This is a genomic window from Mycolicibacterium pyrenivorans (assembly GCF_025821625.1).
GTDB lineage: Bacteria > Actinomycetota > Actinomycetes > Mycobacteriales > Mycobacteriaceae > Mycobacterium > Mycobacterium pyrenivorans.
In genome coordinates, this window is sequence record NZ_JACKSH010000277.1 from 102,779 (window position 1) to 129,769 (window position 26,991).

General features: G+C 66.8%; 27 protein-coding genes and 5 pseudogenes. 13 read left to right on the forward strand and 19 right to left on the reverse strand.

The window, feature by feature from the left end:
• Nucleotides 1-6: 6 nt before the first annotated feature.
• Nucleotides 7-387, forward strand: coding sequence for a DUF4267 domain-containing protein (locus tag H7I57_RS30680; protein ID WP_264028309.1), 381 nt, complete (start codon nucleotides 7-9; stop codon nucleotides 385-387).
• A 12-nt stretch (nucleotides 388-399) separates the two neighbouring features.
• Here H7I57_RS30680 and H7I57_RS30685 read toward each other — a convergent pair whose 3' ends face one another.
• The gene (locus tag H7I57_RS30685; protein ID WP_264028310.1) at nucleotides 400-1,122 is read right to left on the reverse strand and encodes a LysR family substrate-binding domain-containing protein; all 723 of its coding nucleotides are present in this window, start codon (nucleotides 1,120-1,122) and stop codon (nucleotides 400-402) included.
• Between the two features lie 28 nt (nucleotides 1,123-1,150).
• On the opposite strand from H7I57_RS30685, the gene H7I57_RS30690 reads away from it, so the two are divergent.
• A complete protein-coding gene (locus tag H7I57_RS30690; RefSeq protein WP_264028311.1) occupies nucleotides 1,151-1,537 on the forward strand; it encodes a DUF5997 family protein in 387 nt (128 codons plus the stop codon).
• Between the two features lie 16 nt (nucleotides 1,538-1,553).
• Here the strand turns inward: H7I57_RS30690 and H7I57_RS30695 are convergent, their stop codons facing one another.
• The 11 genes and pseudogenes from H7I57_RS30695 to H7I57_RS30735 form a co-directional block, all read right to left on the reverse strand.
• Nucleotides 1,554-1,805 carry a hypothetical protein gene (locus tag H7I57_RS30695; RefSeq protein ID WP_264028312.1) on the reverse strand — a complete coding sequence of 84 codons (252 nt, stop codon included), beginning with the start codon at nucleotides 1,803-1,805 and terminating at the stop codon, nucleotides 1,554-1,556.
• A 55-nt stretch (nucleotides 1,806-1,860) separates the two neighbouring features.
• A complete protein-coding gene (locus H7I57_RS30700) occupies nucleotides 1,861-2,025 on the reverse strand; it encodes a hypothetical protein (RefSeq protein WP_264028313.1) in 165 nt (54 codons plus the stop codon).
• A gap of 44 nt (nucleotides 2,026-2,069) precedes the next feature.
• Nucleotides 2,070-3,643 (reverse strand): annotated as a pseudogene (nrdE, locus tag H7I57_RS33650) (class 1b ribonucleoside-diphosphate reductase subunit alpha); the annotation flags it as partial.
• A gap of 24 nt (nucleotides 3,644-3,667) precedes the next feature.
• Nucleotides 3,668-4,876: pseudogene (locus tag H7I57_RS33655) on the reverse strand (LAGLIDADG family homing endonuclease); the annotation flags it as partial.
• Nucleotides 4,865-5,425, reverse strand: a pseudogene (locus H7I57_RS33660) (ribonucleotide reductase N-terminal alpha domain-containing protein); the annotation flags it as partial. The pseudogenes H7I57_RS33660 and H7I57_RS33655, both read right to left, overlap by 12 nt.
• Nucleotides 5,392-5,850, reverse strand: a complete 459-nt coding sequence (gene nrdI / locus H7I57_RS30710; RefSeq protein ID WP_264028314.1) for a class Ib ribonucleoside-diphosphate reductase assembly flavoprotein NrdI — start codon at nucleotides 5,848-5,850, stop codon at nucleotides 5,392-5,394. The pseudogene H7I57_RS33660 and the gene nrdI, both read right to left, overlap by 34 nt.
• 174 nt (nucleotides 5,851-6,024) lie before the next feature.
• Nucleotides 6,025-7,455 (reverse strand): hypothetical protein, encoded by a 1,431-nt coding sequence (locus tag H7I57_RS30715; protein WP_264028315.1) that lies wholly within the window; start codon nucleotides 7,453-7,455, stop codon nucleotides 6,025-6,027.
• A 752-nt stretch (nucleotides 7,456-8,207) separates the two neighbouring features.
• A complete protein-coding gene (locus tag H7I57_RS30720; RefSeq protein WP_264028316.1) occupies nucleotides 8,208-8,540 on the reverse strand; it encodes a helix-turn-helix domain-containing protein in 333 nt (110 codons plus the stop codon).
• Complete coding sequence (locus tag H7I57_RS30725; protein WP_264028341.1) at nucleotides 8,537-9,622, reverse strand: tyrosine-type recombinase/integrase; 1,086 nt, start codon at nucleotides 9,620-9,622, stop codon at nucleotides 8,537-8,539. The genes H7I57_RS30720 and H7I57_RS30725 overlap by 4 nt, the downstream gene beginning before the upstream one ends.
• 152 nt (nucleotides 9,623-9,774) lie before the next feature.
• Nucleotides 9,775-10,053, reverse strand: a complete 279-nt coding sequence (gene nrdH, locus H7I57_RS30730) for a glutaredoxin-like protein NrdH (protein ID WP_264028317.1) — start codon at nucleotides 10,051-10,053, stop codon at nucleotides 9,775-9,777.
• Nucleotides 10,054-10,456: 403 nt separating this feature from the next.
• Nucleotides 10,457-11,179: a TetR/AcrR family transcriptional regulator gene (locus H7I57_RS30735; protein ID WP_264028318.1), complete on the reverse strand. Its 723-nt coding sequence runs from the start codon at nucleotides 11,177-11,179 to the stop codon at nucleotides 10,457-10,459.
• Between the two features lie 47 nt (nucleotides 11,180-11,226).
• On the opposite strand from H7I57_RS30735, the pseudogene H7I57_RS30740 reads away from it, so the two are divergent.
• The 3 genes and pseudogenes from H7I57_RS30740 to H7I57_RS30750 form a co-directional block, all read left to right on the forward strand.
• Nucleotides 11,227-11,343, forward strand: a pseudogene (locus H7I57_RS30740) (SDR family NAD(P)-dependent oxidoreductase); the annotation flags it as partial.
• Between the two features lie 19 nt (nucleotides 11,344-11,362).
• The gene (locus tag H7I57_RS30745; RefSeq protein ID WP_264028342.1) at nucleotides 11,363-11,485 is read left to right on the forward strand and encodes an SDR family oxidoreductase; all 123 of its coding nucleotides are present in this window, start codon (nucleotides 11,363-11,365) and stop codon (nucleotides 11,483-11,485) included.
• A gap of 38 nt (nucleotides 11,486-11,523) precedes the next feature.
• A complete protein-coding gene (locus H7I57_RS30750) occupies nucleotides 11,524-11,862 on the forward strand; it encodes a nuclear transport factor 2 family protein (RefSeq protein ID WP_264028344.1) in 339 nt (112 codons plus the stop codon).
• Here the strand turns inward: H7I57_RS30750 and H7I57_RS30755 are convergent.
• The gene (locus tag H7I57_RS30755; protein WP_264028319.1) at nucleotides 11,859-12,422 is read right to left on the reverse strand and encodes an NAD(P)H-dependent oxidoreductase; all 564 of its coding nucleotides are present in this window, start codon (nucleotides 12,420-12,422) and stop codon (nucleotides 11,859-11,861) included. The genes H7I57_RS30750 and H7I57_RS30755 overlap by 4 nt on opposite strands.
• An 87-nt stretch (nucleotides 12,423-12,509) precedes the next feature.
• On the opposite strand from H7I57_RS30755, the gene H7I57_RS30760 reads away from it, so the two are divergent.
• From H7I57_RS30760 to H7I57_RS30770, 3 genes are read left to right on the forward strand one after another with little or no spacing between them, the layout of a single operon-like run.
• Nucleotides 12,510-13,130 (forward strand): TetR/AcrR family transcriptional regulator, encoded by a 621-nt coding sequence (locus H7I57_RS30760; protein WP_372510494.1) that lies wholly within the window; start codon nucleotides 12,510-12,512, stop codon nucleotides 13,128-13,130.
• The gene (locus H7I57_RS30765) at nucleotides 13,127-14,221 is read left to right on the forward strand and encodes a DNA polymerase IV (protein ID WP_264028320.1); all 1,095 of its coding nucleotides are present in this window, start codon (nucleotides 13,127-13,129) and stop codon (nucleotides 14,219-14,221) included. The genes H7I57_RS30760 and H7I57_RS30765 overlap by 4 nt, the downstream gene beginning before the upstream one ends.
• Before the next feature lie 10 nt (nucleotides 14,222-14,231).
• Nucleotides 14,232-15,398, forward strand: coding sequence for an AAA family ATPase (locus tag H7I57_RS30770; protein ID WP_264028321.1), 1,167 nt, complete (start codon nucleotides 14,232-14,234; stop codon nucleotides 15,396-15,398).
• A gap of 4 nt (nucleotides 15,399-15,402) precedes the next feature.
• Here H7I57_RS30770 and H7I57_RS30775 read toward each other — a convergent pair whose 3' ends face one another.
• Entirely contained in the window at nucleotides 15,403-16,278 is an 876-nt protein-coding gene (locus H7I57_RS30775; RefSeq protein ID WP_264028322.1) for an SDR family oxidoreductase, read from the reverse strand.
• A gap of 25 nt (nucleotides 16,279-16,303) precedes the next feature.
• The gene (locus tag H7I57_RS30780; protein ID WP_264028323.1) at nucleotides 16,304-16,942 is read right to left on the reverse strand and encodes a TetR/AcrR family transcriptional regulator; all 639 of its coding nucleotides are present in this window, start codon (nucleotides 16,940-16,942) and stop codon (nucleotides 16,304-16,306) included.
• Nucleotides 16,943-17,060: 118 nt separating this feature from the next.
• Between H7I57_RS30780 and H7I57_RS30785 the strand changes: the two genes are divergently transcribed.
• Nucleotides 17,061-18,542, forward strand: coding sequence for a cytochrome P450 (locus H7I57_RS30785; RefSeq protein ID WP_264028324.1), 1,482 nt, complete (start codon nucleotides 17,061-17,063; stop codon nucleotides 18,540-18,542).
• Between the two features lie 87 nt (nucleotides 18,543-18,629).
• On the opposite strand, the gene H7I57_RS30790 is transcribed toward H7I57_RS30785, so the two are convergent.
• A complete protein-coding gene (locus tag H7I57_RS30790) occupies nucleotides 18,630-19,139 on the reverse strand; it encodes a 2-isopropylmalate synthase (RefSeq protein WP_264028325.1) in 510 nt (169 codons plus the stop codon).
• A 157-nt stretch (nucleotides 19,140-19,296) separates the two neighbouring features.
• On the opposite strand from H7I57_RS30790, the gene H7I57_RS30795 reads away from it, so the two are divergent.
• On the forward strand, nucleotides 19,297-20,085 hold the full coding sequence (locus tag H7I57_RS30795; RefSeq protein ID WP_264028326.1) for a sulfite exporter TauE/SafE family protein: 789 nt from the start codon (nucleotides 19,297-19,299) through the stop codon (nucleotides 20,083-20,085).
• A gap of 1 nt (nucleotide 20,086) precedes the next feature.
• On the opposite strand, the gene H7I57_RS30800 is transcribed toward H7I57_RS30795, so the two are convergent.
• The 3 genes from H7I57_RS30800 to H7I57_RS30810 form a co-directional block, all read right to left on the reverse strand.
• Complete coding sequence (locus H7I57_RS30800) at nucleotides 20,087-21,142, reverse strand: phosphotransferase family protein (RefSeq protein WP_264028327.1); 1,056 nt, start codon at nucleotides 21,140-21,142, stop codon at nucleotides 20,087-20,089.
• Between the two features lie 43 nt (nucleotides 21,143-21,185).
• Complete coding sequence (locus H7I57_RS30805) at nucleotides 21,186-22,562, reverse strand: neutral zinc metallopeptidase (protein WP_264028328.1); 1,377 nt, start codon at nucleotides 22,560-22,562, stop codon at nucleotides 21,186-21,188.
• A gap of 123 nt (nucleotides 22,563-22,685) precedes the next feature.
• Nucleotides 22,686-23,453, reverse strand: a complete 768-nt coding sequence (locus H7I57_RS30810) for an SDR family NAD(P)-dependent oxidoreductase (RefSeq protein ID WP_264028329.1) — start codon at nucleotides 23,451-23,453, stop codon at nucleotides 22,686-22,688.
• A gap of 111 nt (nucleotides 23,454-23,564) precedes the next feature.
• Here H7I57_RS30810 and H7I57_RS30815 point away from each other — a divergent pair, with 111 nt between their 5' ends.
• From H7I57_RS30815 to H7I57_RS30825, 3 genes and pseudogenes are all read left to right on the forward strand, one after another.
• Nucleotides 23,565-25,094, forward strand: coding sequence for a molybdopterin-dependent oxidoreductase (locus H7I57_RS30815; RefSeq protein WP_264028330.1), 1,530 nt, complete (start codon nucleotides 23,565-23,567; stop codon nucleotides 25,092-25,094).
• 103 nt (nucleotides 25,095-25,197) lie between these two features.
• Entirely contained in the window at nucleotides 25,198-26,742 is a 1,545-nt protein-coding gene (locus tag H7I57_RS30820) for an ATP-dependent DNA ligase (protein ID WP_264028331.1), read from the forward strand.
• Between the two features lie 95 nt (nucleotides 26,743-26,837).
• A pseudogene (locus tag H7I57_RS30825) lies at nucleotides 26,838-26,991 on the forward strand (amidohydrolase family protein); the annotation flags it as partial.

Sequence of the window (26,991 nt, forward strand, 5' to 3'; positions counted from 1 at the left end):
TTCGACATGACCGTCACCACCAGCGCCTACACGCTCGCCGGACTGATCGGCGCGGGCATCATCTTCATCGGAGCACGGTTCCTCGTCGCGCCGCGCGCCGCGGCCGCCGGCTACGGTGTGCAACCGGATCTCAGCCAGCGATCCGCCGGCGCCTATTTGAGCGTCAAGGGCGTCCGCGACATTGCATCGGGGCTGTTCGTCTTCATTCTCATGGCCGCGGGTGCCACCCACCTGCTCGGCTGGGTGATATTGGCCGCCACGATCATTCCGGTCGCCGACGCGGCCATCGTGCTCGGCAACGGCGGCCCGAAGTCGATCGCCTGGGGAGTCCATGGCCTCACCGCCGCCGTCATGCTCGTGACTGCCGCGCTTCTGCTCATCTCCTAGGAAGGAGTCACGTCAGCGTCGACCGCGCCCGGGCCGTCCCGGCTTGCGGGCGACCTTTCCCGCAGCGGCGCGGGCGGCCTGCTTCGCGAGGGTCTTCTCCCGGGCGGTGCGTTTCGGTGCCGCCTGGACCTGCGCCCGCGACGAACCGGGTTTGCGGCCCCGCACAATCCCGATGAACTCCTCGACCAGCGCCGACTGCGGCCCTTCCGGGACGGCGAGCGCCACCGGGCAGGTGGGCGCGTCGGTGATCGGGCGATACGTGAGGTCTTTGCGGTGATACAGCCGCGCCAGCGACTGTGGAACGATGAGCGCGCCGACCCCTGCAGCGACGAGGTCTATTGCGGCCTCGGTGGTCTCGGGCCGGTGGTCGACCGGGGCGCCGGGGGCGCCAGCCCAGGAGACGACGTCGTCGAGTGGGAGCAGCATCGGCTCACCGTCGAGGTCCGCGGCGGTGATCTCGTCGACGGCGGTGAGAACGTGATCGGTCGGCACCACCGCTACCGTCGTCTCCTCGTAGAGCGGGATGACGGCAAGCCCGGACGTGTCGGCCGGCGGCCGGAGCACCGCCACGTCGACGGTGCCTGCCCGCACTTCGGCGACCGCGTCTGCGGCGGCGATCACGCGCAGCTCCAGAGGCGCCTCGGGGTGGCGCTCCGCCCAGATCCGGGCCCACTTCGCGGGCGTCCCGCCGGGGACGTACCCGAGGATGAGCGGGGGCAGCGACGACGAAGCCACCGCATCAGGCTACCGATAAGCTCTGGTCATGAGCAGGCCGAACGCGCAGTCCATGAAGCCCGCCACTGCGGCGAAGAAGCTGGACGTGTACTTGCCCGCGACGCCGGCCGAGTTCCAGGAGAGCCGGATCACCCGCACTGATCTGGCCGCCCTGCAGGCGGACCCGCCGCAGTGGCTCAAGGACCTCCGCAAGAACGGACCGCACCCGAAGAACCTGGTGGCCGCCAAGCTTGGCGTCTCGATCGCCGGTCTCGCACGCGGCGGCGTCACGGATGCGCTCACCACCGAGCAGATCGATCAGTTGCTCGTGGAGAAGCCTGAGTGGCTGGTCGCGGAACGCGAGAGCTACCAGACGGTGCTGCGCGAGGAGCGACGCCTGAAGGCGCTGCGTGCAGAGCAGGCTCGCGAAGGCTGATCGGCTGGACTGTCGACTACGCCTCGCTGGGTGACGAAGCAGTCGCAGGCTTGCGTCCACGCAGGAAGTACGCGGCCGGCAATACGCCCGACGAGGTCACCAGCCCCAGGGCCGCACCCCAGAACCATCGCGGACCGTTGACCTCACTGGCGTCGCGGCCAGCGAGATCACGCAACGCCCAGGCCCGCATCCCGGCATCGAGCGCGGTGATGGCGATGATCGTCGCCTTGCCCACCAGGTGTAGTTCCTTCCATGACCTGCCCACCACGGCCGCCCTGCCTTCCTCTAACAGATCCGCTGTTGCGATCCAATCTACTGACGGCTCAACGGTCGAACCTGTCGCTCAGACGATCGAAGATGCGGTCGATGCGCTGTTCCAGTCGCGTGCCTTTGCCCCACTTGTCCCACGCGTAGATCACTGCGAAAAGCGCAGCGACGATCCCGAGAACGAGCGCCGTGACGAGTACCGCCTCAACCGTTGTCGACATCGGACATTCTCGGGCACCGAAGCTCCGCTGTCAGCGACCAGTCGTCACAGCATGCAGGACACGCAACCCTCCACCTCAGTGCCCTCCAGGGCCATCTGTCGCAGGCGGATGTAATACAACGTCTTGATTCCCTTGCGCCAGGCGTAGATCTGCGCCTTGTTCACGTCACGGGTGGTGGCGGTGTCCTTGAAGAACAGCGTCAGGCTCAGCCCCTGGTCCACGTGCTGGGTGGCCGCGGCGTAGGTGTCGATGATCTTCTCGTAGCCGATCTCGTACGCGTCCTGGTAGTACTCCAGGTTGTCGTTCGTCAGATACGGAGCCGGGTAGTAGACGCGCCCGATCTTGCCTTCCTTGCGGATCTCGATCTTGCTCGCCACCGGGTGGATCGAGGACGTCGAGTGGTTGATGTAGGAGATCGACCCGGTCGGCGGCACCGCCTGCAGGTTCTGGTTGTAGATGCCGTGGGTCTGCACCGACTCCTTGAGTCGCTTCCAATCCTCTTGCGTCGGAATGCGAATCCCAGCGTCGGCGAACAACTGGCGCACCCGCTCGGTGGCCGGCTCCCACACCTGATCGGTGTACTTGTCGAAGAACTCTCCCGACTTGTACTTGGAGCGTTCGAAGCCACCGAAGGCCTTGCCCCGCTCGATCGCAATGCGATTGCTCGCCCGCAGCGCGTGATACAGCACGGTGTAGAAGTACATGTTGGTGAAGTCCACGCCCTCTTCGGATCCGTAGTGGATCCGCTCGCGGGCCAGATACCCGTGCAGGTTCATCTGCCCCAGGCCGATGGCGTGAGAGTCGTTGTTGCCCTGCTCGATCGACGGCACCGACCAGATGTGGGTCTGGTCGCTCACCGCGGTCAGCGCCCGGATCGACACCTCTATGGTCTGGGCAGGTTGCACGAGATGTCCTTGCCCACCTTGGCGTAGGTCAGGTCCTCGTTGAACAGCGACGGTGTCGACACCTGCAGGATCTCCGAGCACAGGTTGCTGTGCGTGATCTTGCCCTCGATCGGGTTCGACCGGTTCACCGTGTCCTCGTACATGATGTACGGGTAGCCGGACTCGAACTGCAGCTCGGCCAGCGTCTGGAAGAACTCCCGCGCCTTGATCTTGGTCTTGCGGATCCGCGCGTCGTCGACCATCTCGTAGTACTTCTCGGTGACCGAGATGTCGGCGAACGGCACCCCGTACACGCGTTCCACGTCGTACGGCGAGAACAGGTACATGTCCTCGTTCTTCTTGGCCAGCTCGAAGGTGATGTCCGGGATCACGACGCCGAGGCTGAGGGTCTTGATGCGGATCTTCTCGTCAGCGTTCTCACGCTTGGTGTCCAGGAATCGGTAGATGTCCGGGTGATGGGCGTGCAGGTACACCGCGCCTGCGCCCTGGCGGGCGCCGAGCTGGTTGGCGTAGGAGAACGAGTCCTCGAGCAGCTTCATGATCGGGATGACGCCCGAGCTCTGGTTCTCGATGTTCTTGATCGGGGCACCGTGCTCGCGAATGTTGGACAGCAGCAAGGCAACTCCGCCGCCACGCTTGGACAGCTGCAGTGCCGAGTTGATGGAGCGACCGATGGACTCCATGTTGTCCTCGATGCGCAACAGGAAGCAGTTGTGCACGACCGTGCCGCGAATCGTGTATGTATGTGTGCCCTCGACGTGGAGGTTGTAGACCTTGTCGGGCGTTTCCTGCGTCTGCGTGAGGTCGCGGACGCCGTACACGTGCCGACCATGCACCACCTGATAGGTTTTGCGCGATGCGCCCTTCTGCCCCACGTAGTTGTGCAGGTTCTTACCGACATCGAAGATGAAGTCCTCGTTGTGGCCGGGAAGCCCGGGCACGAACACCTGCCCCGTCACGTTGCCTGCCTGATTGACGTACTGGCGAACTCGGGACACGATGCCGACTCGGCGCAGGAGCAACTGCACTTGGTCGATGAGCTGCGGGTTCACCAAGTCGAGCACCATCCCACCGGTGGTCGAGCACCCGTCCCCGCGGAACAACCCGGCCAACAGACCACGCTGGAACTCTTCGTCGGCTGTCAGGACCTCGTGAGACAAGCGCTTCAGGTGGTATCCCGTGCCGACCATCGACAAGAAGAGCGACGCCACGACCTTGCTGTTACACACCATGCGCACCGACTGATCCGACACACTCTGATGGACGGAGAGGTCGGCCGCGAAGACTCGCTTGAAAGCTGCCGCCAACTCCTGCTGATACTCGAGTTCGTGTGCACAGACCGTGAAATGGATGCCATTGGGCGCGTTGGCGCTGTCAGGTCCCGATCGCTTGGAGATGTGGCCTTCGGCGACGTACCAGCCGAGGACGAGGCCGAGGTCGTAGGACTCCTCGACATAGCGGTTCACCGACACGAACTTCGTATGGTGGCGCTGCTTGTTGCGGTGCTTGAGGTCCGTGTTCACCTTGCGGATGAGCCCGTCGACTTCTTCGTACTCACCGGAGCCGACGTAATCCATCAAGTCGTGAATGCGCCGCGTCCGTCCTTCTAGCGGGGCTGCGGTGACGATGAAATCTGCGGGTTGGATGTCCTTGGCAGCCAGCCACACAAACCCGTTGAACGGGTCGGCACCGTCACCGTCGATGAGGGTGGACACCTCGCGTGTGGTCCACACCAGGATCGGATGCTCGGGAGTGCAGAGTATCGGCTCCTTGTGCCCGAAGTGCGAGATACGGATGAGCGCTTGCTCATTGGGGTTCTCGATGAGGTCCTCCACGACCGCAAAGGATCCGTCGTGCGAGAGCACACGGTCACCCTGCTGCAGGGTCTCGATCGCCTTCGGGCCGTCCGGAGTGTCCACAGGCGTCCCGGCGGGGAAGCAGGACACCGGCTCGCCGCGTTGCTTCTTGCCCGAGTTGAGGAATGTCGGGGTGGCCGGCTGGAAGCGGCCGTCGATGATCTCGTCGACGAGCTTCTCGGCCAGCACCGTGTCCCCGGCGGCCAGCGTCAGCGCCACCATCACCACGCGGTCCTCGAACCGCTCGAGGTAACGCTTACCGTCGAACGTCTTCAGCGTGTAGGACGTGTAGTACTTGAACGCGCCGAGGAACGTCGGGAAGCGGAACTTCTTGGCGTACGCGCGATCCAGCAGCGTCTTGACGAAGTTGCGCGAGTACTCGTCGAGCACCTCGCGCTCGTAGTACTCCTTCTGGATCAGGTAGTCGAGCTTCTCGTCCTGATTGTGGAAGAACACCGTGTTCTGATTGACGTGCTGCAGAAAGTACTGATGCGCGGCTTCCCGGTCCTTGTCGAACTGGATCTTGCCGTCCGCGTCGTACAGATTGAGCATCGCGTTGAGGGCGTGGTAATCCGTTTCGCCCGGCAGCGCGTGAACTCCGGTCGCTACAGGTTCTGCAGCTGTGACGGTTGGGGGCACGTCTGGTCCTTCCAGAAGTCAGAGAGGCCCGCGCGGACGGCGAAGACGTCGTCCGTGGTGCCCATCAATTCGAAGCGGTAAAGAAACGGAACGCCGCACTTGCGGGAGACGACGACCCCCGCGTAGCCGAACTCGGCGCCGAAGTTGCTGTTGCCCGCGGCGATGACGCCGCGCAGCAGCGCACGGTTGTGCTCGTTGTTGAGGAACGCGATCACCTGTTTGGGGACGTATCCCCCGGCGTCGGGATCAGGGCCGTTGGCGTGCCCACCACCGTAGGTGGGCAGTACCAGGACGTAGGGCTCTTGGACGAACTCCGGGTCCTCGATCCGTCCATGAACCGGGATACGAACGGCGGGGATCTCAAGCTTCTCGACGAAGCGGTGGGTGTTCTCGGACACGCTGGAGAAGTACACGAGATTGCTCATGGAAACCCCCTCGAGTCCTGTTCTGTCCGTCGGTCTGCGGGTACCCGTGCGGGCGGCGTCGTCAGGCGGATGCGGCGACCACGCCGGCCGGCGGAGTGTCGATATTCGGTGTGGCGATATTCATCTCTTGATTCCTCTCGGTTGGTGGTGGCGGTCATTAGGGGACGGTTGTTTTCATGCGGTTTCCTCTGTCTGTTCTGAGAGGCTTTCGAGGCGGCGGGCGGTGTAGGCGCTCCAGTCCCGTTGGGCGAATTTGGCCCAGCCGGATGTGGTTGTGGCGTGGAGGCCCAGCTGGGCTGCGAGGACCGCAGCGGGAACGTCGTTGGCCAGGGCCAGAAGTGCACGGTTGCGGCTGATTCGGTCCGGAATGTCGGCGTCGGTGAGTTTTCTGCTCAGTGTTGCCGTGTGAATCGGCATGCCGGGCTGACCGCCGGGGAACAGGTAGTGCTGCCCGTCGTGTGTGCGGGCCCGCCAGTTGTTGCGCGCGGCAGCGGCGAGCTCGTTGACGAGTGCGCCCACGGCGTCGGGTAGCTGCAGCGGATGTTGAGCCAGCTTGATCTGCGTGCTGGCAGCGCTGGTGGTGATGTCGCCAGTCGTGAGCTGTTGGATTTGGGTCAGCCGTGCGCCGTAGAGCAGCACGAGAAGTCCAGCGACGCGAGTTGACAGGTCCTCTGCGCCGTCGCCGTGCAGGAGCCTGTCGATCCGCGCGTGGTGAGCGTCTTCGCAGGCAATCTCACTCGGCATGGCTCGGCGCTGACGCACGACGCTCAGATCGCTTGCCGTGACGCCTCGTTGGGCAAGCCAGTGAATGAATCCGGTGATGTCGGCGCTTCGCTCGGCGTTTCCAGCGGTCCAACCATCGATCATGGGCTGTGTCAGGTCACCGATCGCAATGCCTTGCTGGTCAAGGTGATCAAGCAGTCGCACTGCAGTGCGGATCCGTTCGCGACCGGAATCAGCGGCCCCGTTGGTGTAGCCGCGGCGACGAGCGCGCCGACGCGCCGCCCGAAGCACCGCCCACCGCGCATACGGCCCGATCAGGCTGGACTGGTGGGCAGGCAACCCAGCGGTCAGCTCATTGACCCACGTCTCGAACCGCTCGATGGGTTCATCACGTCGCGGCAAAATGTTCGCCTCGACGAGCATCGCGCGCACCCAGTGGCGGGTGTTGGTCGGCGGGCATTGGTCCAGGGTGGCGTGTGTCAACGGCTCTGGATCCGAGGCCAGCGTATGCAGCACCGCTTCTGCGGCTGGCTTGCTCAGCCAGCGCAGCGTTGAGGCCGGCTGGCCCCGATCGGCCAGGACGGCAGGCAGCTGTTCAAGTTCGGGCCGGATCGTGCCGTCGACGGTGATGAGTCCTCGGGTGGCCTGTGCGACCGAGCAACGTAAGCACATGCCGGCGTAATGCTGCGGGCCGCTGTGACCGCAACGGTGGCACGCGTAGTCGAGCGAGGCACCCGAGCACGGTCCGCAGACCTGAGCTCCTGTCGCGTCTGCGGCGATGAGCACCTTGGTGTCACCACAGGCGGCGCAGGTCTGTGGGTGGGCAATGGTGCGTCGATAGCAGGGCAGGCATACCGGCCCCAGTGGCCACCGTGTGTGCACGGGCCGCTGATGAGTGCAGATAGCGCAGTGTTCGTGAGGCGTCTGCACGCAACGGAAACACAGATCCACCACACCGCGTTGGGCCCGAACCGCGACGGGGCCGATGGTGCCGCACTGGCCGCAGGCACGCGCCGGCGCCTGGTAGCAGCGCTGGCATAGCGGTCCCGCACTGGTGAGTTTCTTGGCGTGATCGACGCGGCCGCAACCAACGCACACATACTTGGGGCGAGCGCAGTTGCCGCACAATGACAAGCCCTCAGCGGTACGTGTCGACGGGACGTGACGTCGGCCGCATCCACTACACGGTTCCCGCCGGGCCGGGTCTTTCTGGTAGCAGCGGCTGCAAAGCCCACCTGTCTCGGTCGTGGTGACTCGGTAGCCCAGTTGCCCACACCGTTCACAGACATGCTCGGTGCGCCGAGATGCGCACCACCCGCAGCAGCGAGCACCCTCAATGACCCGATCGAGCTTCGGCGTGATGCGCCCGCATTGAGCACACGGCACCGGCTGCACCAGGTAACCCGACTGCCACAACAGATACGCCACGCGCGCAAACACGTAGGGGCAGTGCGGATTAGGCGTGGTCCACGGCGTATCCAGCTCAGCCAGATAGGCCGCCAGCGATTGCCGCGAACGTGGCTTGGCGGCCTCAGCGCGCTGCAGCAGTGTCTCGAGCTCGCTATCGGCAATGACGATGTCGGCAGCGGCCAGACTATCCGCGATCGCGGTGAGGGCAGTGGTGACAGCGGCGGTCATCGCTGCTGTCCTGGTCGCCGAATCTTGGTGCGTCGCGCCGAGGACATCGCGGTGACAGTGCTATTCGATTGTCCTGCTGCTTTTCTCGTTGCGACCTCGGTCACCTGAGGTTCAATCAGATCGTTCGGGGTGCACTCCAGGATGTCGCACAACGCGATAAGGGTGTGCATGCTCAACCGTTGCGGCTGCCCGGTCACCAACCGATAGACCTGCTCCCGCGAGAGGCTCACTCCACGATCGGCCAGGTGCGGCTGCAGATCGGTGGTCGAAAACATGCCCTTTTCAGCCATCTTCATGCGCAGATGCCACGCGTAGTCCATCTGCTTCATCGCGGCCCCCGATCGAAGTGGTGGCCATAACGCGACTGCATCGACTGGCTGATCAACCGATTGCGGTACTCGTTGGACACCCCGACGTAGATCGCAGTCGTCGAGGAGAACGAATGCCCGACTTGCTCCTGGATAAATCGCTCCGGATAGTCAAACTCCACCAGATGGGTGACAAAGGAATGACGCAACGAGTGCAGATCCAGAGTCGGATCGATGCCGGACTCATCGCGTACGGTCGCGAACGCCACATTGAGCATGCGCGTGCCGATTCGGGTGCCCCGCTCGGTCAACCACAACGCCTGGCTGTTGTCCGCGGGAAACAGTGGGCGCACCTCGGTGAGATAGTGATCGAGAACATCGACGATCCAGCTCATCTCCGGAACCGTTAACACAGTGCGCCGCTTGGGTGCGCCGCCCCGCGAAGCCTTGCCGTAACGGACCGACAGCGCACCGAACCTGCCGAACTCATCCATCTTCGAATTACGGCGCAGATCAACGACATCGGAGTGCACGACCTCGCTGCGGCGTAGCCCGTAGGCGTAGCAGAACTTCAGCATCGCCGCGTCCCGTAGCGCGGTCATGGCACCTTTGCGGCCCCGTGAGCGAATCAATCCGACACGGGCGTCGGCGGCATCAAACAGCGCCTGCACCTCGTCGTAGGTCAGCGGACGTCGAGACGGATCGCCCTCGTAGTCCCCGACGTGAATGATCGAGTTGTCCTCGTGGAATACCTGCTGCGGGACCTGGCCGAACTGCTGCGTGCACTCGGCGGCCCATCCGTAGCGTTGATCGAGCAGATACTCGCAAAACATCCGGATGTCGATCTCATAGTTGCGTGCGGTGGACACCCGCAACGGCGAAGAACCAGAACGCAACTCACTGATCCAGGCCTCACCCTCGGCCGGCGTCCACTGCCAGGGATACAACCCGGAGAACTCCACGAACCGCCGCACCAACCGAAGCCGCGGCACGATCGTGGCGTCTCGAAGAAACCGTGCTCGCTGCTGGCTTTCCCAGCCCTGCAGCATTGCCTCCAGAACAGCCTGTTCCGGATCGAGATGAACAACATTGGGCGCCAACACCCGTCGGGCCGCGCCCTGGGAATCACTAGTCACAACGCCTGTTGTAGCAGATGCATCATCGATGCATGGCGATTTCAGGCGGTGTTGACCATCGGCGATTCGCGTCGAGGTCTCACCCCCCGACGCCTGAGCTGCTACAACAGACAACATTGCTAGCTCACCAATGTTGCATCAGATGACAATATTGCTTGGTTGCCGAGTGCCTTGATCCGGTCCGGACGGAAACCCGACCAGTGGTCGTTGCCCGCCACCACCACGGGCGCCTGCAGGTAGCCCAGCGCCATGACGTAGTCACGGGCATCGGCATCCAGGCTGATGTCGACCGTCTCGTAGGTGACGCCCAGCTTGTCGAGGGCCTTGTACGTGGCATTGCACTGCACGCATGCGGGCTTGGTGTACACGGTGACGGGTGACGAGGCTGGCTGAGTCATCTGCGGTTCGGCTCCTCTGCGGAAGTGGAAGTATCGAGCACTGGCAACTGGTCGGATGGCGCGTTTCGCTGAAATTCAGCGGCCCGCAGGTCTCCAAAATTCCAGGTCGTCCGAGCCGCGTTCCGATGGCTCGGGAAACCGATTCCGCCGGATCTGGTGGCTCCGGCCGACCTCCATATCTTGGGGGTCTGTCGGTGTTCGAAACACTACACCTAGTGGGTGACATCCAGAAGAGATACAAGATGTTCTGAATAACATTTGTGAAATTCCCAGGTCGTAAGGCTTTGGAGACATCCGCGCCCGGCGTGTCGCATCTCACATCCGCACGTGTCGCCCACTACATGTCTGTGGTACCAGAAGCCACCGACATCAACGCCGTCGCGCAGCGGGCCGTTGGGTGCGGTCAGCAAACCGCCAGCCGGTCCAGCAACTCTCCCAGCAAAGCGCGCTCGCCGGCACTGAGCACGCCGTCGCCGCACTGCAGGGCCAATGCTCTCGACAGCTCCTCGGCCGCCTCGGCAAGCGCGGTGCCGCGTGACGCCGTTACCTCATGGCCCAGTGCGGACGCTGCGATCACGCCGGCCAGAACGGTCTCCCGCAGCCCGCGCGACTGTTCGACATCGGCACAGCCCTCGGGCTGCGCGATCAACTGCAGCGTGATTCCGACGTTGGCCGCGACGATCTGCTGGGCCGCCACCGCCGGCGTGACCAGCAGCAGACCGAGGCGGTCGAGCCGCTCGAGCAACACCCGCAGCTGCCGCTCGGCCACCGCCGTCACCTGACAGGGCCTGCCCGCGGCAACCCGCCCGTAGAGCAACGCGTAGAACGCCGGATGGTCGAGCCCGTAGCGCACGTGCCGGTCCCACCCGCGGCGCACGTCGACCACCGGGTCGTCCGAATCGGTGTCCGCGGCGGGTACGTACTGCCCGAACCCGTACTCGACCACCGCGTCGACGAGCCCCTGCTTGTTCCCGAAGTGGTGGTAGAGCGTGGGCGCCCGCACGCCGGCGCGATCGCAGATCGCCCGGGTCGACACAGGCGCGCCCTGCGCGGCATCGAGCAACTCGGCGGCCGCGGCGAGCAGCCGGTCCCGCGCACTCGTCGCCTCCTCGACAGGATCTTGCATACCGCTATAGTATGCGCTATAACAACGCTATAGGCGGGAGCGGCACGATGCCGACACCAGAAGACCTCGAGGGACGGCACGCGGTGGTGACCGGTGGCACGCGCGGGATCGGGCGGGCGATCGCCGACCAGTTGACCGAGGCCGGAGCCACTGTCTTGACCGGAGTCGATCGGCGGTATCCCGCTGGGTGCGTCCGGCCGGCCGAGCGATATCGCCGAGCTCGTGGTGTTCCTGGTCTCCGGCAGGGCGGCCTACATCACCGGCGCCGAATACACCATCGACGGAGGCAGTTCGCGCTGCACATGACGCCCGGCAAGAGACGAGACGTGAGAAAGGGACACACCGTGACATCCATGCCCGACGTGATCGCCGAGTACTTCCGCGCCGCCGCCGTCGGCGACACCGACGCGGTGGTGGCGACGTTCACCCACGACGCGACGGTCGTCGATGACGGCCACCACCATGCCGGCCACTCCCGGATCCGGGCGTGGCGCGACCAGACGTCGGCGCAATTCTCTTACACCACAACCGTTCTCGACTCCGCACCCAGCGGGGCCGAGCACCACGTCACCACGCAGGTCGCCGGAGACTTCGCCGGGTCGCCGGTACGGCTGGGATTCCGCTTCACCCTCGCCGGGGAGCGCATCGCCGCGCTGGCCATCGCACCGGACGGATCGCCCTAGCCGATCTCGGCGGCCAGCTTCCCGACGATCTCCCGCAACCGCTCGGCGACCTCGGCATTCTCCCGAGGATGCTTGCCGTCGAGTGATGTCGCAGGTACCGACAGATCGAGGTCGTCGACGACCCGCGGGCCGGCGATGCCGAACGACTTGCGCGTCTCGTCGTGCGCCCACACACCGCCGTACTGGCCCAACGCGACCCCGATCACCGCCAGCGGCTTCCCCTTCAACGCGCTGGTCCCGAACGGCCGCGACAGCCAGTCGACGGCGTTCTTCAGCACGCCGGGGATGCTGCCGTTGTACTCGGGGGTGACGACCAGGGCCGCGTCGGCGCGCGCGGCGGCCTCGCGCAGCGCCGCGACCGGTTCGGGGACGCCGCCGTCCTCGGGCGCGTGGTCGATGTCCTCGTTGTAGAAGGGCAACTCGCCCAACCGGTCGAACAGCTCGAGGGTCACTCCCGCGGGGCTCGTCTCCACCGCCAGTTCGGCGAGTTGGCGGTTGACCGACGCCGCACGCAGACTTCCGACCAATACCAGAACCCTGCTGTCTGACCCGTCTGACATCTTCATCCTCCCGATCGCTTCGGCCGACACTCGCACCAACCAACCGGACCACAGTCCGAATTATTCCGGCTGAGGTAAAGTTGCCAGGTGAGTGTGTCCGACCGGCTGACGGCGTTGCCGGTGAGCGAATCCGGTCCGCCCGAACGGGGCCAGGAGCGTGGCGACGCGGCACGCAACCGTGTGCTGCTGCTCGAGGCCGCGCGCCGGTTGGTCGACGAACGCGGCGCCGAGGCCGTCACCACCGACGACATCGCGGCGGCGGCAGGCGTCGGCAAGGGCACGCTGTTCCGCCGGTTCGGCAGTCGTGCGGGCCTGATGATCGTCCTGCTCGACGAGGACGAAAAGGCCCAACAGCAGGCGATCCTCTTCGGGCCGCCTCCCCTGGGCCCCGACGCGCCGCCGTTGCAGCGTCTGCTCGCCTACGGCCGGGAGCGCCTGAAGTTCGTCGACACCCACCACGCCCTGCTCTCCGACGTCAGCCGCGATCCGCAGACGCGGTTCAGCGCGCCGATGACACTGCACCACAGCCACATCCGGTTGCTGCTCGAATCCGCTGGCACCACCGGCGATCTCGATACCCAGGCGACAGCACTGCTGGCTCTGCTCGACGCCGATTACGTGCGCCACGAACTCAACGACCGGGGTCGTACGCTCGACGAACTCGGCGATGCCTGGGAGACGGTGGCGCGCAAGCTCTGCGGGTCATGAACGCGTCCGACCCGGCCCCCCGGAAGACCTGGATTCTGCACGTCGACCTGGACCAGTTCCTCGCCTCGGTCGAACTCCGGCGCCATCCCGAACTCGCCGGGTTGCCGGTGATCGTCGGCGGCAGCGGCGACCCGACCGAACCCCGCAAGGTCGTCACCTGCGCGTCCTATGAGGCCCGCGAGTTCGGCGTGCACGCCGGAATGCCGCTGCGCACCGCCGCCCGCCGATGCCCCGACGCCGCGTTCCTGCCTTCGGATTCAGCGGCGTACGACGCCGCCTCCGACCAGGTGATGGGCCTGCTGCGCGATCTGGGCCACCCCGTCGAGGTGTGGGGGTGGGACGAGGCCTACGTGGGTGCCCGGGTCGCCGACGTCGGGGATGCGATCCGGCTGGCCGAGCGCATCCGCGAGGTCGTCGCTGCGGAGACGGGCCTGTCGTGCTCGGTGGGCATCAGCGACAACAAGCAACGGGCCAAGGTCGCCACGGGGTTCGGCAAGCCGGCGGGCATTCACGTCCTCACCGACGCCAACTGGATGTCGACGATGGGCGACCGCGGTGTCGACGCACTGTGGGGTGTGGGTCCGAAGACCGCGAAAAAGCTTGCCGCCATGGGTATCACGACGGTAGCCGACCTGGCGGGGACGGACGCCGCGGATCTGACCGCCACCTTCGGCCCGACCACCGGGCTGTGGATCCTGCTGCTGGCCAAAGGCGGCGGCGACACCACGGTCAGCGCCGAGCCGTGGGTGCCGCGGTCGCGCAGCCACGTGGTCACGTTTCCGGAGGACCTGACCGACCCGGCCCAGATGGACGCGGCGGTGGCCGAGCTGGCACAACGCACGCTGACCGAGGTCGTCGAGCAGCTGCGCGTCGTCACCCGTGTCGCGGTAACGGTGCGCACCAACACCTTCTACACGCGCACCAAGATCCGAAAGCTGCCCGCCCCGACGACCGCCGCCGACGTCGTCGTCGGGGCCGCGCTGGACGTTCTGCACCTGTTCGAGCTGGACAGGCCGGTCCGGCTGTTGGGTGTGCGCCTGGAACTGGCGATGACCGACGAGCCGGCAGCCGTTGTCACCGCGGGCCACTAGCGTCGTCGTCATGCTCGAGACGGTGGCGATCCGCGGTTACCGCTCCCTTCGCGACCTGGTGCTACCGCTGCGCCGGCTCACGGTCGTCACCGGGGCCAACGGGACCGGCAAGTCATCGCTCTACCGCGCGCTGCGGCTGCTCGCCGACTGCGGCCGCGGTGAGGTGATCGCGTCGTTCGCCCGCGAGGGCGGCGTCGAGTCGGCCCTGTGGGCGGGCCCCGAGCACCCCGGCGGCGCCCGCCGCACCGGGACCGCCCAGGGTGGGCCGCGCACCCGGTCGGTGTCGATCGAACTCGGTTACGCCTCAGATGATTTCGGTTACCTGATCGACCTGGGGCTGCCGCAGGCCGGGGGCACGGCGTTCGAGCGCGATCCGGAAGTCAAACGCGAAGTGGTCTTCGCCGGACCCGTGGCACGCCCGGCCACCACCCTGGTGCGCCGCGTGCGGGGTTTCGTCGAGGTGGCCGCCGACACCGGGCGCGGCTTCGACGAGCTGGGCCGCAACCTGCCCGCGCACCGCAGCGTGCTGGCCGACTGGGCCGGCGCGGTCCCCGAACTGGTCATGGTCCGGGAACGCCTGCGGGACTGGCGGTTCTACGACGGCTTCCGGGCCGACAGCGGCGCTCCATCGCGGCGGCCGCAGGTGGGCACGAGGACACCGGTGCTGGCCGATGACGGCGCAGACCTCGCCGCCGCGGTCCAGACAATCCTCGAGACCGGCGCCGACGACCTCGCCCGTGCGGTGGCCACCGCCTTCGACGGCGCGTCGGTGTCGGTGTCGGTCACCGATGGGTTGTTCGACCTGCAGTTGCAGCAGCGGGGCATGTTGCGCCCGCTGCGCAGCGCCGAGATATCCGACGGCACGTTGCGTTTCCTGCTGTGGGCCGCCGCTCTGCTGAGCCCCCAGCCGCCGTCGCTGATGGTGCTCAACGAGCCGGAGACATCGCTGCACCCCGATCTCGTCCGACCGCTCGCGGCCCTGATCCAGGAGGCGGCGTCGCGCACCCAGGTCGTGGTCGTCACCCACTCCGAGACGCTGCGCGGGTGTCTCGGCGCCGCGCCGCTGGGCAGCGACGAAGACGCTTGGGAGATCGAGCTTTTCAAGGACTGGGGGGAGACCAAGGTGGCCGGCCAGGGACTGCTGACCACTCCGGCGTGGGACTGGGGGCGGCGGTGAGCGCTCAGCGCCGCGCGGTCCGCGGCCGCAGCGCCCGGGAGAACAGCGCGTTCACCTGCTTCATCGCCACGCTGTAGGGCAACCACATGGTGCGCTTGAACATGTACAGCGCACGGATGTCCACCGAGGTGTAGATCAGGTAGCGATTCCTGGAGATGCCACGCAGGATCTTGTCCGCGGCGTGCTCCGGCGACACCGCGTGTCCCGCGAAACGTTCCGTCCACTTCTGCACGTTCGGGTCGTCGCGGTCCACGCCGGCGATGTGCACGGTGTTCACCAGCGGGGTCTGCACCGCACCGGGCACCACGACCGACACCCCGATGCGGTGGCGGGCGAGGTCGAAACGCAGCACCTCGGACATGCCACGCAAACCGTACTTGCTCGCGCTGTAGGCGGCATGCCAGGGCAACGCCACGATCCCGGCGGCCGACGACACGTTGACCAGGTGGCCGCCGCGACGCGCCTCGATCATGGGCGGCACGAATGACTCGATGACGTGGATCGGCCCCATCAGGTTGACGTCGATCAGGGATTTCCAGTCCTGGTGGGTGAGCTTGTCCACGGTCCCCCACGCGGAGATCCCGGCGATGTTCATCACCACGTCCATGGCCGGATGGGTGGCGTGGATGTCGGCGGCGAACTCGGCGACCGCGTCGTGGTCGGAGATGTCGAGCGCCCGGTACTCGGCGACGACTCCGTCCAGCGCACGGACGTCGGCGACCGTCGTCTCGAGTCCTGCGGCGTCGCGGTCGGTCAGATACAACTCGGCTCCGTCGGCAGCCAGCTTCAACGCGGTCGCACGCCCGATCCCGCTGGCGGCGCCGGTGAGGAAGCACCGCTTGCCCGTGAATCCCGCACCGGACCGCCCCTGTTGCGCCATGAACGGTGACACTACCGGCGCGGTGTCAGCGTTCCGGCGGGGCCGAGCCGCCCCACAGGGCGCTCAGCCACAGCCGCTCGGCGATGTCGACCGCCGCGGCGGGGTCGGCCGGCCGACCCACGAACGCGCTGTCGTGCGCCAGCGTCATCGACGTCACCGCGGTCAGCGTGCGCACCAAGGCGCGAAGGTCATCGGAGACCGGCCGGGCGCCGGAGTCCTGCTCGACGAGTCCGACGATCTTGTCGACCACCGACGCCTGGAAGTCATCCATGATCTCGCGAATCTGGGCGTCGGTGTTCCGCGCCACGTTGCACGCGCTCATGATCGGGTCGTTCGACGCGTAGACCGCCGCCGCGTAGCCGACCATCCGTTTTGCGAACACCGAGGGCGACTCCCCCGGCTCACGGGGCGCGAAGTCGTGGGTGAGTTGGGCCAGCTGGGCCATGGCATCGGCGACGATCACCGCAAGCACGGCGTACTTGGAGTCGAAGTAGAAGTAGAAGCCCGACCGCGCCACCCCGGCACGTTCGCTGATGGTGCTGACCGACAGGTCCGCAAACGATCGTTCTTGCAGCAGCTCGCGGACCGCGACGACGATGGCGTCACGCTGCCGGTCGCCGCGACTCCGGCGTTCCTCCCGCGGCGATGATGGTTCGGCGGTCATGGCAGTAGACCTTTGCATCGCGACTCGCCCCGATCAAAACTTGACATGCGTCAAGTGTGACGGCGAGGATGGGCTCACGGTGACATCCACCACAGCATGTCTCTACCAGGAGCGTTCGATGGCGACGATCAGTACGACCGATTACCTGCTTGATCAGGCAAAACGACGCCTGAAGCCAACGCCGGTGACCATTCCGGGCATGGGCATCCTCGAGAAGCGGCTGCTGGATCACAAATGGGACGAGATCGTCCTTGCCGAACCGCCCGCAGGCAGCGGGCTCAAGGCGGTCAAGGGCGACAACGGACTCCCGATCCTGGCGCACATGATCGAGATGTTCCGCGGCGGTCCCGATTTCATCCTGCACCAATATCGCAAGTACGGGCCGGTGTACTACTCGGGTTCGCAGGTGCTGCCCGCCGTGGGGGCGCTCGGTCCCGACGCCACGCAGGCGGTGTTCTCCAACCGCAACAAGGACTTCTCGCAGCGCGCCTGGGATCCGGTGATCGGGCCCTTCTTCGAGGGCGGGCTGATGCTGCGCGACTTCGACGACCACATGTACCACCGGCGGATCATGCAGGAGGCGTTCACCCGCAGCCGGCTGACCGGATACGTCGAGCACATCGACTCGGTGGCCTCGGCGGTGATCGCCAAGGACTGGGTGGCCAACGACCGTCGGTTCCTGTTCCACCCCGCGGTCAAGGAGCTCACCCTGGACATCGCGTCGGTGGTGTTCATGGGCCACAAGGCCGGCACCGACAAGGAACTGGTGACGACCGTCAACGAGGCGTTCACCACCACCACGCGGGCGGGCAACGCGATCGTGCGCAAGCCGGTGCCACCGTTGAGCTGGTGGCGCGGCATCAAGGCCCGCAAGACGCTCGAGGACTACTTCAACGCCGGGATCGCCGAGAAGCGCCGCTCGGAGAGCACGGACATGTTCAGCGTGCTGTGCCACGCCCAGGACGAGGACGGCCAGAGCTTCACCGACGAGGACGTCGTCAGCCACATGATCTTCCTGATGATGGCGGCGCACGACACGTCGACGTCAACTCTGACGACGATGGCGTATCACCTGGCGGCCAACCCGGAGTGGCAGGAGCGATGCCGCGACGAGTCCGCGCGGATCGGTGACGGCCCGCTCGACATCGAGGCCCTGGAGAAGCTCGAGACCTACGACCTGGTGATCAACGAGGCGCTGCGGATGGTGACGCCGTTGCCGTTCAACTTCCGCGAGGCCGTGCGGGACACCGATCTGCTGGGCTACTTCATTCCGAAGGGCACCGCGATCATGACGTGGCCTGCCCTCAACCACCGGCTCCCGGAACTGTGGACGGATCCCGAGAAGTTCGATCCGGCCCGCTTCGCCGAACCCCGCAATGAGCACAAGAGGCATCGCTACGCGTTCGCCCCGTTCGGTGGTGGCGCCCACAAGTGCATCGGCATGGTGTTCGGTCAGCTGGAGATCAAAACCGTCATGCACCGGTTGCTGCGCAAGTACCGGCTGGAGCTCATCGATCCGAACTACACGCCGCACTACGACCACGGCGGCATGGCGGTTCCGATCGACGGCATGCCGATCATGCTGCGGCCTCTGCACTGAGGGGCTTTTCCGCCGGAATTGCATTCCGGCAGCTGAATCGCGAGCTCAGGCCTGCCGGAATGCAATTCCGGCAGCACTGACGCGCGGTCAGGCCGGCGTCAGCGCACCCGCCAGCAGGCGGTTGGCGCAGGCGATCACCGCGCGCAGCGACGACTCGATCGGATCGTCGGACCAACCCATCGCCCATTCGGTCCGGCCGCCGCCGCTGCCGCGGACAAACGTGGCAGTGTGCTCGCCGGCCGGCACCTGGTGAAAAGCGGTCATCTCCACCGCGACCCCGCGCTCGTGGAGCATCTCCGTCAGCGCGGCGACAGGCCCGCTCGCGGCAGCGCGAGAGGTGCCGATCTGGTCACCGAAGGCGATCGTGGCCTGATAGTTGCGAGCCTGAGGTCCCAGTCGGCCGGACGGGCGTTCACCGTCGGTACAGGACCACTGGCCCAGCCGCAGCGGGCCGTTGGTCGGCACGTAGTCCTCGACGAACTCCAGGAACGATTTCATTTCGGCCTCCTCACGCAGAGCGCGCGGTATCGGACCGTCCACGTGCGCCGCAAAGCAACGCGGCGAGGCGAGGTATCCGGTGGCGAATAGAGAATGCATGTGCCGGCCTTCTGACTTCGGAGAAATCGACCGACGAAGTAGCGACGACCCACAGCGAGGGGTCGGTCAGGATCAGACCCCGCTGCGGGTGGCTACTACGAGTCGTCTCGGCACGTCCGCGATGCTAGACCCCTGAGTTCCGCCCGCGCAAACGCATATGGGGTCGGACACAATATGCCGGGTGACTTGGCCCGAAGCGCTGCTCCTGTTCGCGGCAGGCATTCTCGGCGGGTTGACCGGAAGCATCGCCGGTCTCGCCTCGGTCGCGACTTACCCCGCCCTGTTGCTCGCCGGCCTGCCGCCGGTCACCGCCAACGTCACCAACACGGTCGCGTTGGTCTTCAACGGCGTCGGCTCGATCTGGGGGTCGCGGCCGGAACTGAGCGGGCAGGCCGAGTTTCTCAGGAAGATCCTGCCTTTCGCCGCGGTGGGTGGGATCGCGGGGGCGGTGCTGCTGTTGTCGACCCCCGCGGAGGGATTCGAGAAGGTCGTTCCACTGCTGCTCGGCTTCGCCGCGCTGACGATCCTGGTCCCGGTGCGACCCACCCACGTGGCGCATGTCGCCAGCTATCGCAGGCATACGACGAGGCTGATCCTGGAAGGCGCGGCGATCTTCGCGATCTGTGTCTACGGCGGCTACTTCGGCGCGGCGGCGGGTGTCCTGCTTCTCGCCCTGCTGCTGCGCGCCGGCGGAGCCACGCTGCCGCGGGCCAACGCCGCCAAGAACGTCACGCTGGGCGTCGCGAACGGTGTCGCCGCGGTGATCTTCGCCGTGCTGGCCCCGGTGCAGTGGGACGCGGTCGCGGCCCTCGGCGTGGGCTGCCTGCTGGGCTCCCGGCTGGGCCCGATCGTCGTCCGGCATGCGCCCACCGGTCCCATGCGTGCCGCCATCGGCCTCGCCGGGCTGGTGCTGGCGGCGAAGCTCGGGTGGGATGCGTACCGCTGATTCAGGCGAACGGGTTGTCACCGTGGGAGACGCGGGTGCCCAGCTCCATCAGGTTCTGCGCCGACACGTGCAGCCGCTCGCCGGCCTCCGCGTCCGCCTGCCCGGCGAGATAGCGCGACCAGGTGCCCTCGATGACGATGCCCAGCTTGAAACAGGCCATCGCGACGTACCAGTCCAGCCGGGATGTCCGGCGGCGGCCACCCGCGTCCCGATAGGCGTCGAGCAGCTCTGCACGTGACGCCAGGCCACCGAGGGCGGCCAGCGCGCCGCCGACGTCGATCGGGTTGGGCCCGTCGGGCCAGCAGACCAGCATCCACCCGAGGTCGAGCAGCGGGTCGCCGATGGTGCACATCTCCCAGTCGACGAACGCGGCCAGCTCGGGGACCTCGCGGCGGAGCAGCACGTTGTTGAGGTGGCAGTCGCCGTGCATGACCCCGGGCTCGGCGTCGGGCGGACGGTGGCTGTCGAGCCATTCGGCCAGCACCCGAACCGACGGGAACGACTCGGGCGCGTAGTGCGCGTGACGATAGCTTTCCAGCAACCGCATGAACTGCGGAACCTGGCGCGCCAGAAAGGAACCCGGACGCCTGATCTCGGCCAGCGGGCTGCCCTTCCACGCCACGTTGCCCAGCCCGGCGAGGCTGGCCGCATACGACAGTCCGACGCGGTGTCGCATGTCGGGGTCATCGACGTAGGCGCTGTCGACCTCGTTTCCCGGGTTGAAGCCGTCGACGGCCTCCATCAGATAGAACACCACGCCCAGTACGTCGAGGTCCTCACAGCCGGCGATGAACCCGGGATGCGGCACCGAGGTCCCGGCGAGGGTTCGCAGCACCGCGATCTCGCGCCGCATCGTGTTGTCGCTCGTCGGCCGTGGGTGGGCAGGCGGTCGCCGCAGCACCATCGCCTTGCCGTCGACGCGCAATCGCACGACGATGTTCTGCGAGCCACCGGTGAGCGGTTCGACGTCGGTGACCGCCGCGCCGATACCGGTCCGGCGCACCCAGCCCTGCAGCGCCTCCTGATCGGCCTCGTTGAGGGTCACATCGACAGTCATGCCGCCATGGTGTCAGGTCACGCCGCCGGCGCAGTGCGGAATCTCACGGCTCGAGCGACAGGCAGGGATCCACGCCGTTCATCACACCTTCCCGGAACGCGCGCACCCGCGCATACCCGGCACCCTGGCGCTCGACATCGCCGTCGCCGCAGAACACCAGCAGCGCCTTGATGCCCTCGTCGAGGTCACCCGGAGAGATGCTGAAGGTACTGGTCTCGGGTCGGTTGTGCAGGATCACGCTCGCGGTGTAAGCGCCTGCGAGACAGTCGCTTCGCAACGTCGAGGTCCTCTCCTGCGACTGGTCGTTCAAGCGCTCCAGCGCCGCCAGTCCGTACTGCGTGGCCAGCAGCGTCGCGACGGCATAGTCGCCGCCCTGCCGGTACACCTGACGCATCGCGATCTCGTTGTCCCAACCGATGTAATCGTCTGGGACGCAATAGAAGAGCGCGTAACCGTCGGTACTGTCCCCGCCGCAGTCGGGCGGGTTGTAGGGGTCGAACGGCTCCAGTCCGCGCACCGGGACCCACTGCTGCCCCTCGACGACCTCCGGATACACCTGCGTCCAGTAGTCCTCGAGGTCGTAGGGCACCGTGTTGAGCACCGAGTCGTAGGGCATGTTGCCGCCGCGGGCCTCGTCCTCGGCGTCGTTGAACGGCAAGGCGAGCACCATCGGGTCGTCGTCGCGGTAGTCCTTGCAACTATCCGGCCCGTTGTCGTATCCGTCCTGGAATGCGCTGACGCGGTCGAAGCCGCTGCCGTGTGCGTTCGGGTCCATCTTGCTGGTGCCCGGCTGATCCCGCAGATCGAGCACGCCGGCCAACGCGCTGTCGAGCTGCGCGGCGTTGACGTCGAAGATGCGTTCGTCCAGTGCATGTTTGGACCACGCACCGGCGAAGCAGTCGGCCTGCAGTTCCTTGGTGACGGTGCGCGCAGTGTAGTTGGAGCGGCCCTGGATGGCGTGGCCGAACTCGTGGGCCATCACCACCGGGATGACGAAGTCGCCGTATTTGGATGACAGTTCGGGGAGCAACCCCTCGGCGTCCCACGCCACCACGTCCGCGGTGTAGCAGTAGAACGCGTTGCCCGAGATGTCACTGGGGTCGGTGGCACACGGCGGCACCTCTCCCGAGGACGGGTAGGCCGCGTAGTAGCCACCCTCGATCGGCTCGAACTCCGTTTCGTAGAGCTCGGGATAGTGCTTGCCCCAGTAGCTTTCCAGGTCGGCGATGGCCTGCATGACCATCCTGTTGATCGGGTCGGATTCGTCGCCGTGGATCTTGATGCCGCTGATGTCCGGGAGCGCGACGCCGGTCTTGGGTACGGCGCTGGACCCGGGCGCCGGCGGCTGTGGGTTCGGGCCTGCGCAGCCTGCGGACACGACTGCGGTGACGACGAGCGCCGCGCACACGCGCATTCCCATTGGCAAACTTTAGCCGCGGAAGTCAAGATCGGCGGCAAAGTCGCACAGCGGCGCTGACGAGATTCGGCGTGATCGTCGGCGCTCACGGCGACGATCACGGCGACGATCACGCCGAAGTCACCTCTACTTGGGGGCGAATCGCTGCCCGGCGTCCAATCGCAGGCACTGGCCGTTGAGCATCGGGTTCTCGACGATCGCCACCGCCAGTTTCGCGTACTCCTCGGGCTTGCCGAGCCGCTTCGGGAACGCCGCATCCTTGGTCAGGACCGCGGCGAACTCGTCGGGGATGCCCTCGGTCAGGCCGGTGGCGAACAGGCTGGGGGCGATCGCCAGCGCCCGGATGCCCAGGCTGCCCATGTCACGCGCCATCGTCAGGCACATGCCGGCGATCGCGGCCTTGGACGCGGTGTATGCCACCTGGCCGATCTGGCCCTCGAACGCCGCGATCGACGCCGTGTTGATGATGACGCCGCGCTCCTCGGCATCCGCGTCGACGGGGTCGTTCTTGCTCATGTGCCAGCCCGCCAGCCTGCTGATGTTGAAGGTGCCGATGAGGTTGAGGTCGATGCTCTTGCGGAAGGTCTCGAGGCTGTGCGGGCCGTCCTTCTTCACGGTGCGCTCGGCGATCCCGCCGCCCGCGGTCGTCACTGCGATGTGCAGACCGCCGAGGGCCTCGACCGCGCTGCCCAGCACGGCTTCGGTGCCGTCGAAGTCGGTGATGTCGACCTCGAAGAACGTGCCGCCGATGCCGTCGGCCACCTCCTTGCCGTTCGACTGCGGACGGTCAAGCACGGCCACGCTGGCACCGCGCTTGGCGAGAGCCTCCGCCGTCGCGCGTCCGAACCCCGACGCGCCACCGACGACGACGGCCTTCTTGCCCTCGATCTCCATATGTCTCCCTTTCGACGAACGTTGCAAGTAGAGGTGAATCTGTAAAGCAACTTAGCGGACGACATCTTTCGGTAAGGGTTTCGGGTTCACTGCGGCGGTACTTTGGCTCCCATGACCACCCTCGGCGCCAAGGCGATGAGCGGCATCGCGGCAGCCGCCATCTCGGTCGGCGTCGCCCAGTTGGTCGCCGTCGCGTTCGGACCGCAGGCCGACGTCCGCACCGCGGTCGGGTCCTCGGTGATCGAGTTGACCCCGGGTCCGGTCAAGGAATGGGCCATCGAGACCTTCGGCACCGCCGACAAGCTGGTGCTGAGCGTGCTGGTGCTCGTGGTCATCGCGGTGGTCGCCGCGGTGGCGGGAATCGCCGAGTCGGCCCGCAGACCATTCGGCAGCGCCGCGATCGTGGCCGCGGGCGTGGCCGGCTGTGCCGCGGTCCTGTCACGCGCCGGCGCGACGGTGGTCGACGTCGTGCCGACGGTGGTGGGCGCCGCGTGCGGGGTGGCGGTGTTGCGGCTGCTGATATCGGGGCGCTTCAGCGACGCCGGGTCCGGGCGCGATGGTGCGGACACCGCCGACCGCGGCCGACGGTTGTCCCTGGTGACGCTGGGTTTCCTCGCTGCTGGCGCGGTCAGCGGTGTCGCGGGCGCGGTGATCGCCCGGCTGGCCTCCTCGGTGGCAGGCGATCGGGATGCGTTCGCGTTGCCCCGCATCGACGAAGCCGCGCCGCCGGTACCCGCTGCGGTGCAGCCGAAAGACGTTGCCCTGCCGTCGTTCATCACCCCCAACACCGACTTCTACCGCATCGACACCGCGCTCACCGTGCCCCAACTCAGCCGCGCCGATTGGCAGCTGCGGATCCACGGAATGGTGGACCGCGAGGTCACCTACCGCTTCGAGGATCTCGACCGGTTCGACGCCGTCGAGATGGTCGTGACGTTGACGTGTGTCTCCAACCCTGTTGGCGGTGAGCTCATTTCGAACGCGACATGGACCGGGTACCGGGTTCGGGATCTCCTCGCCGAGGCAGGCGTGAAATCCGACGCCGACATGGTGTTGTCGATGTCGACCGACGGGTGGACCGCGGGCACGCCCGTCGAGGCGCTCACCGCCGACGACGCGCTGCTGGCGGTCGGCATGAACGGCGAGCCGCTGCCCGTCGAGCACGGATACCCGGCCCGGCTGGTCGTCCCGGGGTTGTACGGGTACGTGTCGGCCACCAAATGGGTGGTCGACCTGGAACTCACCCGCTTCGACCGGGCGGAGGCGTACTGGACGCGGCTGGGATGGTCGGCGCGTGGACCGATCAAGACGGAATCCCGCATCGACGTGCCGCGAGCCGGCCAGGACGTGCCCGTGGGCCCGGTCAAGTTCGGCGGTGTGGCGTGGGCGCAGCGTCGCGGTGTCCGCGACGTCGAGGTCCAGATCGATGACGGTGACTGGCAGCGAGCCACCCTGGGCGACAGCTACTCCGGCGACACGTGGCGGCTGTGGAGCTTCGACTGGGAGGCCGAGGAGGAGGGCCTGCACAAGATCACGGTGCGCGCCACCGACAACGACGGCCAGACCCAGACGTCCGAGCGGGCCGACCCGGTCCCCGACGGCGCCACGGGCTGGCACTCGTTGACCTTCGCCGTCAGATGAGCACCCCTCCGCCGGAATTGCATTCCAGCAGGACCACACTCGACGTTTTCCTGTGGGAATGCAATTCCGGCGACTTGTCGGTGGCGCGTGTCAGGGTTGTCGGGTGCTGCTGGTAGACGTCGCCCGTGCCTCCGCCGATGTCGGCGCGTCCTCGGCGCGCCTGGCCAAGATCGCCCGCATCGCCGAGTTGCTGCGGGTCGCCGGCGACGAGGACGACCCCTGGCTGGTCCACGTCGTCGTGTCGTGGTTGTCCGGGGAACTCACGCAACGCCAGATCGGCGTCGGATGGGCGGCGCTGCGCTCACTGCCGGAGCCCGCCGACGAGCCGAGCCTGGAGGTGCGCGGCGTCGACGCCACGCTGGGCGACATCGGCGCGGTGTCCGGCAAGGGCTCGCAGGCTCGCCGCGCCGAACTGCTGGCGGGGCTCTTCGCCGCGGCCACCGACATCGAGCAGGCGTTCCTGCGGCGGCTCCTCGCCGGCGAACTGCGCCAGGGCGCACTGATCGGGGTGATGGCCGACGCCGTGGGGCGTGCCGCCGACATCCCGGCAGCGGTGGTGCGCAGGGCCGCGATGCTCGGCGGGGAGCTCCCGGCCGTCGCGGCAGCGGCGCTGACCGGTGGCGCATCCGCCCTCGAGCAGTTCACGCTGCGGGTGGGCAGGCCGGTGGGCCCGATGCTCGCCCAGACCGCGTCCGACGTAGCCGATGCGCTCACCCGCCTCGGCGGCGCCGCCGTCTTCGAGGCCAAGCTGGACGGCGCACGGGTGCAGATCCACCGTGCCGACGATGCGGTCTCGATCTTCACCCGCAGCCTCGACGACGTGACCGCACGACTACCCGAGGTCGTCGACGCCGCTCTCGCGTTGCCGGTCACCGACCTGATCGCCGACGCGGAGGCGATCGCGCTGAAGCCCGATGGGCGGCCGCACCGTTTCCAGGTCACCGCGTCGAGGTTCGGCAGGCGCGGTGGCAACACCGGACCGCCATCCCAGAGGCTGTCGGTGTTCTTCTTCGACGTGCTCCACGCCGACGGCGCGGACCTGCTCGATCGGCCCACCGGCGAGCGCCTCGCCACACTCGACGCGATCGTGCCCGAACACCAACGGGTAGATCGGCTGGTCACCTCCGAAACCGAAGCCGCGCAACGGTTTCTCGACGTGACGCTGGACGCCGGGCACGAAGGCGTGATGGCGAAGTCGCCCGCGGCGCCGTATGAGGCCGGGCGCCGCGGCGCGGGCTGGCTCAAGGTCAAGCCCGTCCACACGCTCGACCTCGTGGTTCTCGCCGTCGAATGGGGGTCGGGCAGGCGCACCGGCAAGCTATCGAACATCCACCTCGGCGCCCGCGATCCCGCGACCGGCGGGTTCGTGATGCTGGGCAAGACGTTCAAAGGCATGACCGACGACATGCTGGCCTGGCAGACCGAGCGGTTCCTGGGGCTGGCCGACGGCCCGACCGACGGGTACGTCGTGACGGTGCGGCCCGAGCAGGTGGTCGAGATCGCGTTCGACGGACTGCAGAGGTCGTCGCGCTATCCCGGTGGCATGGCGCTGCGGTTCGCACGGGTGGTGCGGTACCGCGACGACAAGAGCGCCGCCGAAGCCGACACGATCGACGCGGTGCGCGCGCACTACGAGCGCGGCAACTGAGCGACGTCAGACCGAACGCCGGTCCCGGCGCTCACAGGCTGTCCGCCGCGCTAAACTGTAATCCATACGGTAAGCGGCTACGGAATGGGACGGTCATGAACAAGGACGACATGATTTTGATCAGCGTCGACGATCACATCGTCGAGCCACCGGACATGTTCAAGAACCACCTGGCGAAGAAGTATCTGGATGAGGCGCCGCGGTTGGTGCACAACCCCGACGGCAGCGACACCTGGCAGTTCCGGGATG